Source organism: Pseudomonas sp. F9001 (genome assembly GCF_013385435.1).
Classification (GTDB): Bacteria; Pseudomonadota; Gammaproteobacteria; order Pseudomonadales; family Pseudomonadaceae; genus Aquipseudomonas.
Map to the genome: position 1 here is coordinate 166,010 of NZ_JACAPX010000011.1, position 14,103 is coordinate 180,112.

The window sequence follows — 14,103 nt, forward strand, 5'->3', positions numbered from 1 at the left end:
TATGCAGCAAACGCCAGCAGTCACCGTACAGGAAGACGATAACGGGGAGATTGATCTCCTCGGTCTGTTTGGAACACTGATCGACCATAAATGGCTGATCGCTGCGGTGACCGGTGCCTTTATGGTCACTGGCGCCGCCTATGCGGTGCTGGCAACCCCGGTCTACCAGGCGAATGCCCTGCTGCAGGTCGAAGCGAAAAAGAACGACTTGCTGGGCTTCTCGGACATCGGCGGGATGCTGGGCAAGGAGTCGCCGTCGGCCACCGAGATCGAGCTGATCCAGTCCCGCTACGTGATTGGCAAAACCGTCGACAACCTGAAACTCGATATCGTCGTACAGCCGATGTACTTCCCGGTGGTGGGTGAGTTCCTGGCGCGCCGCTTCCAGAAAGCCAACCCCGGTGCAATCGCCGAGCCGCTGCTGGGCCTGGACGGCTTCGCCTGGGGCGGCGAGTCGCTGAAGATCTTCAAGCTGGACCTGCCCGACGGGCAATTGGGCAAGAAGCTGACCCTGACCGTGGGTGAAAACGCGCACTACACCCTGGTGGATGAAGATGACCAGGTGCTGGCGGCCGGCGAGGTCGGGCAGCCGTTCGAGCAAAATGGCGTGGCATTCCAGATTGAAGAACTGCGCGCCAAGCCCGGCACGCGTTTCCGGGTGATCCGCAATGCGCGACTGACCAGCATCCTCGACTATCAGGAAAACCTGGATGTGGTCGAGCGAGGGAAGGAGTCGGGCATGATCGGCCTGGCGCTGGAAAGCACCGAGCCGGACCAGGCGATCAAAATCCTCAATCAGATCGCGGCGATCTACGTGCGGCAGAACGTGGAGCGCACCTCGGCTGAGGCGGCGCAAAGCCTGGCGTTTCTCAAGGAGCAACTGCCGGAGGTCAAGAAGGACCTGGAAAAAGCCGGGAAGGCCTTGAATGAATACCAGACCCGCAGCAAGTCGGTGGACATCACCCTGGAAACCAAGGCGATTCTCGACCAGATCGTGGGCCTCGATACCAGCATCTCCGAGCTGAAGCTGCAACAGGCCGAGATGGACCGCAAGTTCACCCGCCAGCATCCCGCGTATCGCGCATTGCTGACTCAGATCGGCGAGCTGACCAGCAAGCAGCAGAGCCTGGCGAGCCGGGTCGAGAGCCTGCCTTCCACCCAGCAGGAACTGCTGAGCCTCACCCGGGATGTCGAGGTCGGCACGGCCATTTACACCCAGTTGCTCAACAAGTCCCAGGAACTCGATGTGATGCGCGCGGGCACCGTGGGCAACGTGCGCCTGATCGACACCGCAGACGTCAATTTCTTCAAGCCGATCAAGCCGAAAAAGATCCTCATCGTGCTGATCGCGACGCTGCTGGGCGGCTTCCTGGCGGTGACGCTGGTGCTGCTGCGCAAGGCGCTGAACCGTGGCCTGGAAAGCCCCGAGGCCATCGAGCAACTGGGCTTGCCGGTGTACGCGTCGATTCCGTACAGCACGCTGCAAAAGGTCGAAGAAGACAAAATCAGCCGCGGGCGTGGGCGTGCCGATGCCGGCTCTTCATTGCTGGCCATCAGTCACCCCACGGACCTGGCAGTGGAGGCCTTGCGCAGCTTGCGCACCAGTTTGCACTTCGCGATGCTCGAGGCGCCGAATAACCGGATCATGATTTCCGGCCCCAGCCCCGAGGTGGGCAAAACCTTTGTCTCGGTGAACCTGGCGGCTGTCATCGCGCAAACCGGGCAGCGCGTGTTGTTGATTGACGTGGATATGCGACGGGGCTACCTGCACAAAGTGCTGGGCGTGCCGGCCAAGGATGGGCTTTCCGACATCCTCTCCAATCAATGCACCCTTGAATCCGCCATCCACAAAACCGGCGTTGAAAACCTCGACATCATCAGCCGCGGGCAAATACCGCCGAATCCTTCCGAGCTGCTGATGCACCGCAACCTGACCGAGCTGTTGGCGCAGGTCAGCGAACGGTATGACCTGGTGATTCTGGATACGCCACCGCTCTTGGCCGTGACCGACGCAGCCATCGTGGGACGGCAATCGGGGACCAACCTGATCGTCACCCGCTATGGCTTGAACCCGGCAAAAGAGATCGAGCACACCATGCGCCGATTTGCCCAGAACGGCATCGTGCTCAGGGGCGCGATCTTCAACGGCGTTGAAAAGAAAGCGTCGGCCAAATATGGCTACGGCAACTACGGGTATTACCAGTACGAGTACCAGGCTGATCGGAGCTGATTCACCACTGTAATTGCAGGATAGAGGTCACGTTTTCAGGAAATGAACGAAAAATCCTGGGGCGGTAGCGTGCCAAATTCAAATCAGCATAAAGAATACCCAGCCATGTTTTACCTGTTATCCCTTATCGCGCTGTCAGCGGGTTTGCTCGCGGCGAAAAATCCAAAATACTCAATCGTAGTGTTCGGGATAATGCTGGCTGTTATTCCCACGGGTAACTCCTACAGCGAAATAATCTCGCTCAAGGGTATCTACTTCTTTGACTTTTATATCGTGGGCGGGCTGGGCGCACTGCTGATCCGGCAGGTGGCTACACAGAAGAAACAATTGACGGTACCGGGCGGCCTGCTTTTTGGTTGCGGGCTGTATGTGGTGTTACTCGCCTGCGGCCTGCTGGAGTCCTCGAACAAGTACCTGTTGAAGGATGTTCGGCCTTTTATAATGATCCTGTCATTTATCGTGCTCTCGAACATCGCGACCCTTGCCGCAAAAACGCTGAAGTTGCAGACAGTGCTCCTGCTATTGATCGCGATGACCGCCTTCAATGTGCTGGACATTGCCTGGTTACGCTTGGGCTTGTACAAGTTTCAAGACGTCTACTACGAAGAAAACGCCTACCGCTACCTGGACGGCGGTACGTACGCCGCCGTGGCCTACCTGATTTATTACTTCATAGACCCACGGCTGTTCGAACACAGGAAAAAGCTCGCAAGCATTTGCCTGGCCACTTCATTCATCTGTTTGTTCATTGCCAACTCTCGCTTCATCTTTGTCTCGGTGTTTGCGGCGATCATCATCCACCAATACACCCGGCCGGCCCGCATGATAGGCGTTGCCCTGGCCGGGGCGGTGGTGCTGATGGCGTTCATTGGCATCAGCAATATGATCGGGGCTGATCGAATCAATGATGGTTTGTCGTCCGAAGGCATGGCCGCCCAATTGGCCACGCGCTTCAGCCCGGCGCTGGAGTTGATCCGCGGCATGAACCCGCTGCATTACTTTGTGGGACTGGGCGCGGGCACGCCGTTCGAGATTCCCTGGTTCGAGTACCGTGGCCTCGATGACAAGAACTCGAATATCGACAGTGCCTACTTAACCTACTTCGTTAAGTACGGGCTGATCGGCGTGTACTTGCTGTACGTGTTCATTACCTCGATTACCCAGCACATGAACAGCCGGGTGGCGGTTTCGATCGCCATCTTTCTGGGGGTGATGTTCGTTGTCTCGGCCACGCCTTATCAGCCGTACGCCATCGGTATCGCGTATGGCGCGATTGTGCTGCGGGTCTGTTCCGAACACACCGCCAGGCAACGCAAAAAGATCCTCAAGCCTGGCCAGCCGCTGATAACCACACCCTTGCAGGTGAATGCCGGATGAACAGCACACTGTTGAAAAAGTTCGTGTCCAGTACGGCATGGAGTTTCGTTTCTGCCGTGGCCACCAAAGTGTCGGTGGTCATCACCGGCATCCTGGTTGCCCGGGTATTGGGTGCGCAATCGTTTGGCGAGTATGGCTTGATCCAGAGCGCGATTGTGATGCTTGCCAACGTCGCCGCCCAAGCCACCACCACGGCAACGGCCAAGCATATCGGGCAGTTCAAGGAGACCTGTCCCGAGAAGACCGGCAGGGGCATCGCGCTGACGCTGCTGTTCTCGGTTGTGTTCAGCGGGATGATCATCGGGACAGCGCTGTTTTTCCCGCACTTTTTCTCCAGCGTTATCCTGGGGGCAGACAGCCTCAGCGCTGCATCGCTGATCGTATTGAGCACCATCACGTTGATTATCCTGTCGGGATGGACCCAGGGCTGCCTGACCGGTTGGGGCCAATACCGGACAATCGCGACCATCAACGGCATCATTGCGATTGTCGCGATCCCGGCGACGTACTTCCTGACCCTGCAGTTCCGACTCAATGGTGCGCTGCTGGGCTTGGCCGGTTCTCAATTGCTGATCGTGTTCTTCAGCGCACTGGCCTGCTGGAAGACTTTGAAGGCCCGAAATACCACGCTGAGTTTCAAAGGTGCAATGACTGAAAAGCACGCAGTGCTGTCGGTTGGCCTGCCGGTATTGCTGACGGGGTTGATGGTCGCCCCGATGAACTGGTTCGCCAACAAGTTGCTGGCGGAAACAACTAACGGCCTTGCCGCATTGGGCATGTACGCCGCCGCGATGCAATGGAACGCGATCTTTTCCCATGTTTCCGTGGTGTTGGGCTCTGTGCTGGTGCCGATGCTGGCCGCCGCGCTGGGCGGTAAAAGCCGCAAGTTGGACGCCTTGAACTTTCTGTCGGGCTGGCTGGTGGTGTTGGTGATCATACAGCCGGTGATCATGTTCCCCGAGTTGCTGGCCAAACTGTATGGCAGCAGTTTCCTGGGGCGGGATTTTGAAGTGACATTAGTCCTGGTAATCCTGGGTTCGCTGCTCAGTGCATTCAAGTCCGGTATTTCAAGAAAGATGATCGTGATGAACCTGGCCTGGTTCAGTGTGATGAGTAACATTCTATGGGGAGTGTTATTCATTGCCGGAGCACTGTGGCTTCGGGAAGAAGGTGCAATCGGGATTGCCAAGGCATTTATCGGCTCGCAGTTTATTCACTTCCTGCTGGGACTGCCGTATTTCGTCTACAAGAAGATATTACCTCTGGAGTTGCTCGTATCTCCCAGGATCCTGATCTTGTGGGCATTGCCTTTCATCAGTTTCATATCAAGCGCCTATGTCGAAAGTGTGCTGTATCGATTGATGATCATGGCGCTGATATTTATCTACATTCTCGCAACAACGTTTGCCTTGAATGCCGTGTTTAATGACCCCGTGGAAAATGGAAGCCCAGCATGAATGTCAGCAAAGTATATATCCGGGGGGCATACGGTCCTGGTAATTTGGGTGATGACGTATTAATGCTATGCGTGATCAATATTCTGAAAAAACGCTTTAAGGAATCGGATATAGCGGTGGGTGTCGATCATCCGCAGATCGCCAGGAACTTCAACCCGCGTATCAAGTGGCTGCACATCAAGGAGCCGGTCAAGGCTGACCTGGTGGTGTTGGGCGGTGGGGGCCAGTTCTTCTCGTTCATCCCACCGGCCAAAGAGGCGGCTGCCAACAAAGGCATCGTGGCGAAGCTGTGCAAGAGCATCAAGGCGCAGACCGACCTGAAGTCCACGCTTCTGCGTTTGTATGTCGGGTTGCGCGGTGGTGTCGACAGGATCTATTTCCACCGGCGCCTGGCAGCGTTCTGCATTGGCCTGGGCCCCTTCGATGGCGGCGGCAAGCTGCTGACCCGCGCCGTCAGCGTGATCAATCGCTGTGACTACATTTCCGTGCGGGACGGTACCAGCCAGCAGCATTGCAAGGCCTTCGGAAAGTCCGACGTCGAGGTGTACACCGACCCCAGCCTGCTTTCCGACCTGTGGATCTCCAGCAAAGACCTGGAGGTCGGCAGCCTCAAGAAGGGCAAGTACCTGTCCTTCATCCTGCGCGACTGGCCCCATGACGCGAACGGGCAACAGTTCATCAAGGCGATGGTCCAGGCCGCGGATGAGCTCGCCAAGCGTGGCGAGCAGGTACGCCTGGTCTCGCTGTACAAGGAACGTGACCAGCACCTGATCGACAAGTACCACACGTTCGAATGGTTGTGCTGGGACGCGGCGGGCGATACGCCCGAAACCTTCATGGCGAAACTGATCGTCGAGTCCGACGTGATCATCAGCGCCCGTGCACACGGTGTACTGCTGCCGGCTTCCCTGGGCTTTCCCACCATCGCGGTTGAAATCGAAAACAAGCTGAAAAAAGTCCATGAAATGCTGCCGCAGGGCACCCGGCTGGTCAGCACCCCAGACCCTGAGGTGATCAAGGCCACCATCAGCGAATTTCGGCAATCCAAGGCGCAAATGGCCGAGCACCTCAAGCAGGAGATCGCCCAGCGTTCTTCCCTTGCGCAAAAAGCGGTCGACGACTTTTTGAAATGGGTCGATGAAAAATAAAGTGGAGGGGCAACCGACGTGAAAAAGACAGCCTCGACGCTACTCATTGTGGCGTTCGCCCTGCAGGTGGCTGCCAGCGGCGCATCTGAGTTGAACGACCGTTGCGAGCCAGGCATCAAGAACATCTACCCGTCACTGCCGGACGTTTCGCAGATGGCCGACGGGCCCCAGGCGCAAAGCAGCATAAAGGGCAGGGCCAATCTGACGAACAAGGCCTACAGCCAAAAGATCAAGGACATTGCCGTGCATTTTCCGGCCGGCTCCTACGACCCGGGTTCGATGGTGCGCCTCGGGTTGCCCTACGGCGGCATTGAATTCAAATCCCCACTGCCGCAACCGGGCAGGGAATGCCTGGTACTGACCTATGAGTTGAAGTTCGACAGGAATTTCGACTTTGTAAAAGGCGGCAAGCTCCCGGGCCTCTACGGTGGCACCGGCAATACGGGCGGCAAGATACCGAACGGCCATGACGGCTTTTCCACGCGCTACATCTGGAAAGAAAAGGGCGCCGGCGCCATTTACGCGTATTTGCCCACCAGTAAAACCTGGGGCACGGCAGTCGGGTTGGGTTCCTGGATCTTTACGGTGGGGCAATGGCACAGGTTGGAGCAACTGGTGAAGTTGAATACGCCGGGGCAGGCCGACGGTGTGATTTCCATTTGGTACGACAACCAGCTGGTGCACTCGGAAACCGGGCTGACGTTTAGAGACACGCCGGAGATTACCATCGACGGCTTGCTGTTTTCGACGTTCTTCGGTGGCAATAACCCGTCTTTCGCCACGCCGGTGAGTACCAATATCCGCTTCAGGAATTTTGTGATGAGTTCACAGCGCGTAACGGATACTTCAGGGCAGGGCGAGTAGATGAAGAACCTGAAACTGAACATCAAGAAGGCCGCTGTTGCGCTGTTCAATACGCTGCTCAGCCTGGCGTTGTTTTTCAATCTGCGACGCGCATTGCTCCGGGCAACCGGATGCCGGGTGGGCGCCCGGACTACGATCCACCGCAACGTGGTGTTTTTCTCCTTCGGCAACTTCTCGGTCGGGAAAAACTGCACGGTCAATTACGACTGCTACCTGGATAACCGGGCGGGCATCCGCATCGGCGACAACGTCAATATTTCCCATAACACCCGGATTTATACGCTGGGCCACGATATTGATGACCCCATGAGTTGCCTGGTGGGGAAGCCGGTGTTGATTGAAGACAATGCCTGGATCTTTCCCAATGTGATGGTGATGCCAGGCGTCACCATCGGAACAGGCGCGGTTGTTTATCCGGGCAGTGTGGTCACGCGCAACGTTGCAGCGTATTCGATCGTGGGAGGCAATCCGGCCAAACATATCCGCTTCAGAAACAACACCATTCGATACAACGCCGACTTTCCGATCTGGTTTGCAGTGTAAGCAATCTCACTGGCCCCACCTTTATTTATGCAGGACTCTGACGTGAAATCATTAATGATTGCATGGATTGGCTATCAACGACGCGCCGATACCATGAAGCAATACTGGGCGTATGACATTCTGCATCTGCCCAACCAGTTCAAGAAGAAATCCGCGCGGCCGCTGGATTACTTGATCAAGTCGTTTAAAACCCTGAAGACCCTGTTGGCCGGTTCGCCTGATGTGCTGTGGGTGCAGTTGCCGCCGAGCCCGGTATTGCATATAGCACTGGCCTACAAGTTTATATTCAACCGGCGGCTGAAGATTATCGCCGATGCCCACAACAGCCTGTTGCGCAAACAATGGATAGGCTTTCCGGGCACGGTAGCGCTGTTGAATAGAATCGATGCCGTCGTCGTTCATAATTTTAAAGTCAAAGAAGAGTTGGCCGGCCTGGGCGTCAAGGACACCAATATCTTTATCCTGGAAGACTTGCCGTGTGACTTTCACGCGGCGCCCGCCAGTGAGCGCGAGACACCCTATGTACTGTTTCCGTGCTCGTTTGATATCGATGAACCGATCGAGATCGTGATCAACGCCGCCCGGGAAATGCCCGGTGTCGACTTCCTGATCACCGGCAAGCATCAGGGCAAGCTCTCCGAGGAGCTCGTGGCGTCACTCCCCGAGAACATCAAGCTGACCGGCTTCCTCAGCAAGGCGACCTTTGAACAGCTGCTGTGCCACGCGAATGTGGTGCTCGGCCTGACCACCCGCGACGACGTTCAGCTGAGCGTGGCCAACGAAGCGGTCAGCGCCGGCAGGCCGATGGCGCTTTCGAATACCACGGTACTGCGCTCGTTGTTTTCCGAGGCGGCGGTGTTTGTCGACACCCTGGACCCGCTGTCCATCAAGGCCGGCGTCGCGCAGCTCATCGCCAATCAAGAAACCTATAAAGAGAAATCGGCCTTGCTCAAAGCCAAACGAATAACCCGCTGGAAAGGCCAGGCCCAACTGTTAAGAACTGCCGCCACTATTTAATGATGTCTATTACACCTGACAGGAAGGGAACCGTCATGAGTCAATCAAGTGATGTTTTATTGATTTGTTCTGGAGGTGGGCACTGGGTACAAATGAGCAAGTTGCTGCCTGCCTTCGACGGTCAAAAAGTTACCATCGCCACCGTGGATATCAGCATTGGCTCGCAGTATCCAACCCATGCCTTCGCGCAAGTCCCGGACTTTAATCGCAGTGAACCGTTGAAGATCATCAAGGGCTTTTGCCAGATCTTTGCGATCGTTTACCGCAGCAAGGCCAGGTACGTGATCTCCACCGGGGCGGCACCGGGGTTGCTGGGGCTGGTCGCGGGAAAACTCATGGGCAAAAAGACCCTGTGGATCGACAGCATTGCCAATCCCAAGAAGCTCTCGTTGTCCGGCAGGATCGCTGTGTATTTTGTCGATGAGTTGCTGACCCAGTGGCCCACGCTGTCGCAAAACAGCCGCGCCCAATATAAAGGGAGGATTGTATAAATGATATTTTGCAGCGTTGGCACTCAAGCACCCTTTGAAAGAATGCTCGGCTACTTGCATGAGTGGAGTCATGCAAACCCGCAGGTCCCGATTGTTGCCCAGGTAGGCAATAACGAAAATGACCTGGGGCGCATTACGGCTTACAAGACCATCGCCGAGCCGCTGTTTTCCAAGAACTTCAATGCGTCAAAGGTGATTGTTTCCCATGCGGGCATGGGCAATATCATTCGCTCCCTTGAACTGGGCAAACCGATTGTTATTGTCCCGCGCGACAGTCGGCGCGGTGAACACATCAATAATCACCAGTACGACACCGCCGAAAACTTTTCAGACCTTCCCTCTGTGTTTATCGCCCATGATAAAGATGCGTTCTTTTCGGCGATTGATTCGGCGCTTAACTACAGCAGTGCCGAAAGTTCACTGGACTTTACCGAAAGGGACCGCTTGATCAGTTATGTGAAGTCATTCACTTCTTAAGTTTCGGCTGTTTGTCAATCCGCTCTTATTGCCTTTAATCATCGAGTAATCGTTATGATCCCAGTTATATTGTCTGGCGGTTCAGGCACGCGCCTGTGGCCGCTTTCAAGAGCGCTTAAACCAAAGCAGTTTATTGCGCTGCACGGTGACTTGAGTTTGTTTCAAGCCACCTTGGATCGCATCAAGAACCTGTCGATAGAGGGCGAGACCGTCAGCCCGCCGATCATTGTGTGCAACGAAGAACACCGTTTCATCGTGGCCGAGCAAAGTCGATCACTGGACGTGATCCCGCAGAAAATCCTCCTTGAGCCGACCGCCCGCAACACCGCCCCGGCGATTGCGGCGGCAACCCTGTCGGCGCTGGCGGATGGGGACGATCCGATCCTGCTGGTGCTGGCGGCGGACCATGTGATCGGCGATACCCAAGCCTTTAATGCGGCCTTGACGCTGGCCAAGGTGGAAGTCAACAAAGGCAAGATCGTCACCTTCGGGGTTGTGCCCACCAAGCCGGAGACCGGCTACGGCTATATCCGTACTCAAGAGGCTGCGGTGGACGGCGCCGCGCATGTCGATGCCTTCGTGGAAAAGCCCGACCTGGCGACCGCGCAAGGCTACCTGGAACAAGGCAACTACTTCTGGAACAGCGGCATGTTCATGTTCCGCGCCTCGGTGATGAAGACCGAGCTGGAGCGCCTGAGCCCGGAGATCATGGTGGCCGCGGAACTGTCCCTCTCCAACGCGGCCCATGACCAGGATTTCACCCGGCTCAGCCAGGTGGATTTTGTGAACGCACCCAACGTGTCGATCGATTACGCGGTGATGGAAAAGACCGACATCGCGTCGGTGGTCATCCTCGATTCGCCGTGGAGCGACCTGGGTGCCTGGGACTCAGTGTGGGAAGCGGGCCTCAAGGATCAGAACCAGAACTGCACCCAGGGCGACGTGCTGCTGCAGGACGTCACCAACAGCTATGTGCATGCCAGCCACCGCCTGGTCACGGTTGCAGGGATCAATGATGTGGTGGTCGTCGAGACCGCCGACGCGATTCTGGTGACCACCAAGGACCACGCGCAAGACGTCAAGAAAATAGTCGCGCAGCTGACTGAAAAGCACCGGATCGAGAGCACCAGCCACCGCGAAGTCTATCGGCCGTGGGGCAAATATGACTCGGTGGACCAGGGCTATCGGTACCAGGTGAAGCGGATCACGGTGAAGCCGGGGCACAAGCTGTCGGTGCAACTGCACCACCACCGGGCCGAGCACTGGATCGTGGTGTCCGGCACCGCGAATGTGCAAATCGCCGACAAGCAAGTGCTGCTGACCGAGAACCAGTCCACCTACATCCCCATTGGCGTTGTGCACTCCCTCGAAAACCCGGGGCGAATCCCGCTGGAGCTGATTGAAGTCCAATCGGGCTCGTACCTGGGCGAGGACGACATCATCCGCTTTGAAGACCGCTATGGCCGCCTCGAGCTTGTTTAAAGGAAGATTGAAATGAATGTAACTGTATTTGGAATCGGCTATGTGGGTCTTGTGCAGGCAGCGGTGCTGGCCGACGCGGGGCATGAGGTGTGTTGTGTCGACGTGGACGCGACTAAAGTCGAGAACCTCAAGGCCGGCATTATTCCGATCTTTGAGCCCGGGCTGAGTGCGCTCGTCCAGAAGAACCATGATGCCGGACGCTTGCACTTCACCACCGACGCCGCGCAAGGCGTGCGGCATGGAGAGGTGCAGTTCATCGCCGTGGGCACCCCGCCTGATGACGATGGCAGCGCCGACATCAAGTACGTGCTCTCCGTTGCCGCGACTATTGCGCTCAACATGACCGAGCCGAAGATTATCGTTAACAAGTCCACGGTGCCGGTGGGGACGGCGGACAAGGTCCGGGCGAAGGTGTCCGAGGTGTTGACGTCGCGGGGGCTCGAGGTGGAGTTCCACGTGATCTCGAACCCCGAGTTCCTCAAGGAAGGTTCGGCGGTCGCCGACTGCACCCGGCCCGACCGGATCATCATCGGCAGCGACAGCAGTTACGCCGTGGACCGCATGCGGGAGCTGTATGAACCCTTCAACCGCAACCACGAAAAGATCATCACGATGGACATCAGGAGTGCCGAGCTGACCAAGTACGCGGCCAACTGCCTGCTGGCCACCAAGATTTCCTTCATGAATGAAATGGCCAATTTCGCCGAACGCTTGGGCGCCGACATTGAGGCGGTTCGTAAAGGCATTGGCTCCGATCCACGGATCGGCTACGACTTTATCTACCCAGGCTGCGGTTATGGCGGCTCGTGCTTCCCGAAAGATGTGCAGGCGCTGGAGCGCACCGCGTCGTCGATCGGCTATCAGGCAACGCTGTTGTCTGCCGTCGAGGAAGTCAACAAGCGCCAGAAGCAGCACCTGTTCGGGCACATTCACCACCACTTCGGCGGCCAGCTGGAGGGCAAGACCTTCGCCATCTGGGGCCTGGCCTTCAAGCCCAATACGGATGACATGCGCGAAGCCTCGAGCCGCGTGTTGATCGAACAACTGCGCAGCGTGGGTGCCCGGGTCCAGGCATTCGACCCCGAAGCGATGGCCGAGACCCAGCGCATTTACGGGATGAACGAAGACCTGTTGCTGATGGGCACCAAGGAAGCGGCGTTGCAAGGTGCCGATGCGCTGGTGATCGTGACCGAATGGCGGGAGTTCAAGGCCCCGGACCTGGACTTGATAAAAGAAAAACTGAGCACGCCGGTGATCTTTGACGGCCGCAATATATTTGATCCGCAGCGTATGAAAGCCAATGGTTTCGAGTATTACGGTATTGGTCGCGGGTTATCGGTACGCCCCGTTGTTTAATCCTGACGATTATTAACATTGGTGGTTTGAGCTATCCACAAGTGAGATGATTTCGAGGAGGTTAAGTGCGTGATCCAACAGGATCTTTGCGCAGTTTGCATAGCCTGTTTATCTCCGTTCCATCACTACGCCCTTATTGCATTATTTGATAAGGGGTAAATATCGAGAAGGAGTCTGATATGAGGAAAATACTGTTGGCCGGCGTGCTGGCCTTTAGCAGTACTGCGGCATTGGCGGCAGGTGAAGTCGCGAGCGAGGCCTTGAGCGATGCGGCCGGCGCGAGCGAGCCCCTGTCGTTGAGCACCCCGCTCGTGGGCGGCGTGACGCTCGGTGAAACCGTCGGGGTCGGTACCGCGGTAGTCGGCGCTGCGGCGGCGGCTTCCAACTCGGGCGGCAGTTCCAATGGCGGTACTTCCGGCACCGGCGGCACCACCGGTACAGGCGGTACCACCGGTACCAACTAATAACCCGCATGTGTGTTGTTCAAGATCACCCGGAACTTCTGGGTGATCTTTTTTAGACTCGCCCTCGACTAGCGTAGTGCCATTATGATTCGTAGGTTACCTGTTCTTTTGCTGGCAAGTTTCAGCTTGCACGGCTGCATGTTTTCGCCTGGTCAACATATGGACACCAGTCAAATGTCCAGTGAGGGTTCTTCCGAAAGTACTCGGGTAGAGTTGATTCCCATCACCCCCAAATTGATTGCCATGGATGCCGCCACGCATGTTCGTGAATCGGTGCCGGCAGAACTGTTGTCTTATGTGCCCGGTGGCTATCGCGTCGGTGCCAATGACCTGTTGTTTATCACGGTTTGGGACCATCCCGAGTTGACGGCACCGTCCGGGCCGCAACAGCAGATCGACGCCAACGGGCGCCTGGTTCGCCCCGATGGCACGTTGTTTTATCCGTATATCGGCAACATCCCGGTGGCCGGCAAGACCATCGAAGATCTGCGGGCCTTTATCGCCGGGCGCTTGTCGCAATTTATTGAAAGCCCACAGGTCGACGTCAGCGTCCTGCGGTTTGCCAGCCAGACAGTGGTGGTGACCGGGGCGGTGATCAAGGCCGGGCAACAGCCGATCACCACCACGCCATTGAGCGCCGTCGAGGCCATTGGCGCTGCCGGTGTCGACCCCACGAATGCCGACCTCTCGAGCCTGACCCTGACGCGCGACGGCCGTGAGTACACGCTTGACCTGGACAGCCTCAATCGCCAGGGCTCGCAACTGCAGGGCATCTACCTCAAGGGCGGCGACCGGTTGTACCTGCCCTATAACGACCAGAAACGTGTCTACCTGATGGGCGAAGTCAATCAGCCCCGGGCCCTGAGCTTCAAGGGCAAGTCGATCAACCTGACCGATGCCCTGGGTACCGTAGGCGGCTTGAACCAGACCACTTCCAATGGCAATGCGGTCTATGTGATTCGCGGCGTGGACAACCTCGAAGCCGAACCGGCCAAGGTGTTCCAGCTCGATGCCCAATCACCTTCCGCGCTGGTGCTGGCCACCCGGTTCGACTTGCAACCCCAGGACATCGTGTACGTCGGGCCGGCCGGCGTGACGCGCTGGAACCGCCTGATCAGCCAGTTGCTGCCGACCGCCAGTGCCATTGGGATTGGTGCCCGATCGGCCAATGACCTCAGTGAAGTCAACAGCAGATAA

At 57.1% G+C, this 14,103-nt stretch carries 13 protein-coding genes; all 13 read left to right on the plus strand.

Annotated elements, in window-relative coordinates; all coding sequences use genetic code 11:
* The first annotated feature begins 1 nt into the window (after nucleotide 1).
* The 13 genes from HX818_RS09525 (at nucleotide 2) to HX818_RS09585 (ending at nucleotide 14,103) form a co-directional block, all read left to right on the plus strand.
* Nucleotides 2-2,230, plus strand: a complete 2,229-nt coding sequence (locus HX818_RS09525) for a polysaccharide biosynthesis tyrosine autokinase (protein ID WP_177019923.1) — start codon at nucleotides 2-4, stop codon at nucleotides 2,228-2,230.
* Between the two features lie 105 nt (nucleotides 2,231-2,335).
* Nucleotides 2,336-3,607, plus strand: a complete 1,272-nt coding sequence (locus HX818_RS09530) for a DUF6369 family protein (protein ID WP_008435476.1) — start codon at nucleotides 2,336-2,338, stop codon at nucleotides 3,605-3,607.
* Nucleotides 3,604-5,064: an oligosaccharide flippase family protein gene (locus HX818_RS09535; RefSeq protein ID WP_177019924.1), complete on the plus strand. Its 1,461-nt coding sequence runs from the start codon at nucleotides 3,604-3,606 to the stop codon at nucleotides 5,062-5,064. Before HX818_RS09530 ends, HX818_RS09535 begins: the two co-directional genes overlap by 4 nt.
* Nucleotides 5,061-6,212, plus strand: coding sequence for a polysaccharide pyruvyl transferase family protein (locus HX818_RS09540; protein ID WP_134326349.1), 1,152 nt, complete (start codon nucleotides 5,061-5,063; stop codon nucleotides 6,210-6,212). Before HX818_RS09535 ends, HX818_RS09540 begins: the two co-directional genes overlap by 4 nt.
* Nucleotides 6,213-6,230: 18 nt before the next feature.
* Complete coding sequence (locus HX818_RS09545; RefSeq protein WP_256662413.1) at nucleotides 6,231-7,076, plus strand: polysaccharide lyase; 846 nt, start codon at nucleotides 6,231-6,233, stop codon at nucleotides 7,074-7,076.
* Entirely contained in the window at nucleotides 7,077-7,619 is a 543-nt protein-coding gene (locus HX818_RS09550; protein WP_102368815.1) for a DapH/DapD/GlmU-related protein, read from the plus strand.
* Between the two features lie 54 nt (nucleotides 7,620-7,673).
* A complete protein-coding gene (locus tag HX818_RS09555; protein WP_177019925.1) occupies nucleotides 7,674-8,636 on the plus strand; it encodes a glycosyltransferase family 1 protein in 963 nt (320 codons plus the stop codon).
* Between the two features lie 35 nt (nucleotides 8,637-8,671).
* Nucleotides 8,672-9,127, plus strand: coding sequence for a hypothetical protein (locus HX818_RS09560; protein ID WP_023658755.1), 456 nt, complete (start codon nucleotides 8,672-8,674; stop codon nucleotides 9,125-9,127).
* A complete protein-coding gene (locus tag HX818_RS09565) occupies nucleotides 9,128-9,604 on the plus strand; it encodes a glycosyltransferase (RefSeq protein ID WP_003211352.1) in 477 nt (158 codons plus the stop codon).
* Between the two features lie 54 nt (nucleotides 9,605-9,658).
* A complete protein-coding gene (locus HX818_RS09570; protein WP_177019926.1) occupies nucleotides 9,659-11,086 on the plus strand; it encodes a mannose-1-phosphate guanylyltransferase/mannose-6-phosphate isomerase in 1,428 nt (475 codons plus the stop codon).
* A 12-nt stretch (nucleotides 11,087-11,098) separates the two neighbouring features.
* Entirely contained in the window at nucleotides 11,099-12,442 is a 1,344-nt protein-coding gene (locus HX818_RS09575) for a UDP-glucose/GDP-mannose dehydrogenase family protein (RefSeq protein ID WP_003211357.1), read from the plus strand.
* Between the two features lie 179 nt (nucleotides 12,443-12,621).
* The gene (locus tag HX818_RS09580; RefSeq protein WP_003211359.1) at nucleotides 12,622-12,906 is read left to right on the plus strand and encodes a hypothetical protein; all 285 of its coding nucleotides are present in this window, start codon (nucleotides 12,622-12,624) and stop codon (nucleotides 12,904-12,906) included.
* An 84-nt stretch (nucleotides 12,907-12,990) separates the two neighbouring features.
* A complete protein-coding gene (locus HX818_RS09585) occupies nucleotides 12,991-14,103 on the plus strand; it encodes a polysaccharide export protein (RefSeq protein ID WP_177019927.1) in 1,113 nt (370 codons plus the stop codon).

Excerpts from the sequence above, each read along its gene's own strand:
- HX818_RS09525 (WP_177019923.1), top strand. The coding sequence starts at position 2 with ATGCAGCAAACGCCAGCAGTCACCGTACAGGAAGACGATAACGGGGAG.
- HX818_RS09530 (WP_008435476.1), top strand. The coding sequence starts at position 2,336 with ATGTTTTACCTGTTATCCCTTATCGCGCTGTCAGCGGGTTTGCTCGCG.
- HX818_RS09535 (WP_177019924.1), top strand. The coding sequence starts at position 3,604 with ATGAACAGCACACTGTTGAAAAAGTTCGTGTCCAGTACGGCATGGAGT.
- HX818_RS09540 (WP_134326349.1), top strand. The coding sequence starts at position 5,061 with ATGAATGTCAGCAAAGTATATATCCGGGGGGCATACGGTCCTGGTAAT.
- HX818_RS09550 (WP_102368815.1), top strand. The coding sequence starts at position 7,077 with ATGAAGAACCTGAAACTGAACATCAAGAAGGCCGCTGTTGCGCTGTTC.
- HX818_RS09555 (WP_177019925.1), top strand. The coding sequence starts at position 7,674 with ATGATTGCATGGATTGGCTATCAACGACGCGCCGATACCATGAAGCAA.
- HX818_RS09560 (WP_023658755.1), top strand. The coding sequence starts at position 8,672 with ATGAGTCAATCAAGTGATGTTTTATTGATTTGTTCTGGAGGTGGGCAC.
- HX818_RS09565 (WP_003211352.1), top strand. The coding sequence starts at position 9,128 with ATGATATTTTGCAGCGTTGGCACTCAAGCACCCTTTGAAAGAATGCTC.
- HX818_RS09570 (WP_177019926.1), top strand. The coding sequence starts at position 9,659 with ATGATCCCAGTTATATTGTCTGGCGGTTCAGGCACGCGCCTGTGGCCG.
- HX818_RS09575 (WP_003211357.1), top strand. The coding sequence starts at position 11,099 with ATGAATGTAACTGTATTTGGAATCGGCTATGTGGGTCTTGTGCAGGCA.
- HX818_RS09580 (WP_003211359.1), top strand. The coding sequence starts at position 12,622 with ATGAGGAAAATACTGTTGGCCGGCGTGCTGGCCTTTAGCAGTACTGCG.
- HX818_RS09585 (WP_177019927.1), top strand. The coding sequence starts at position 12,991 with ATGATTCGTAGGTTACCTGTTCTTTTGCTGGCAAGTTTCAGCTTGCAC.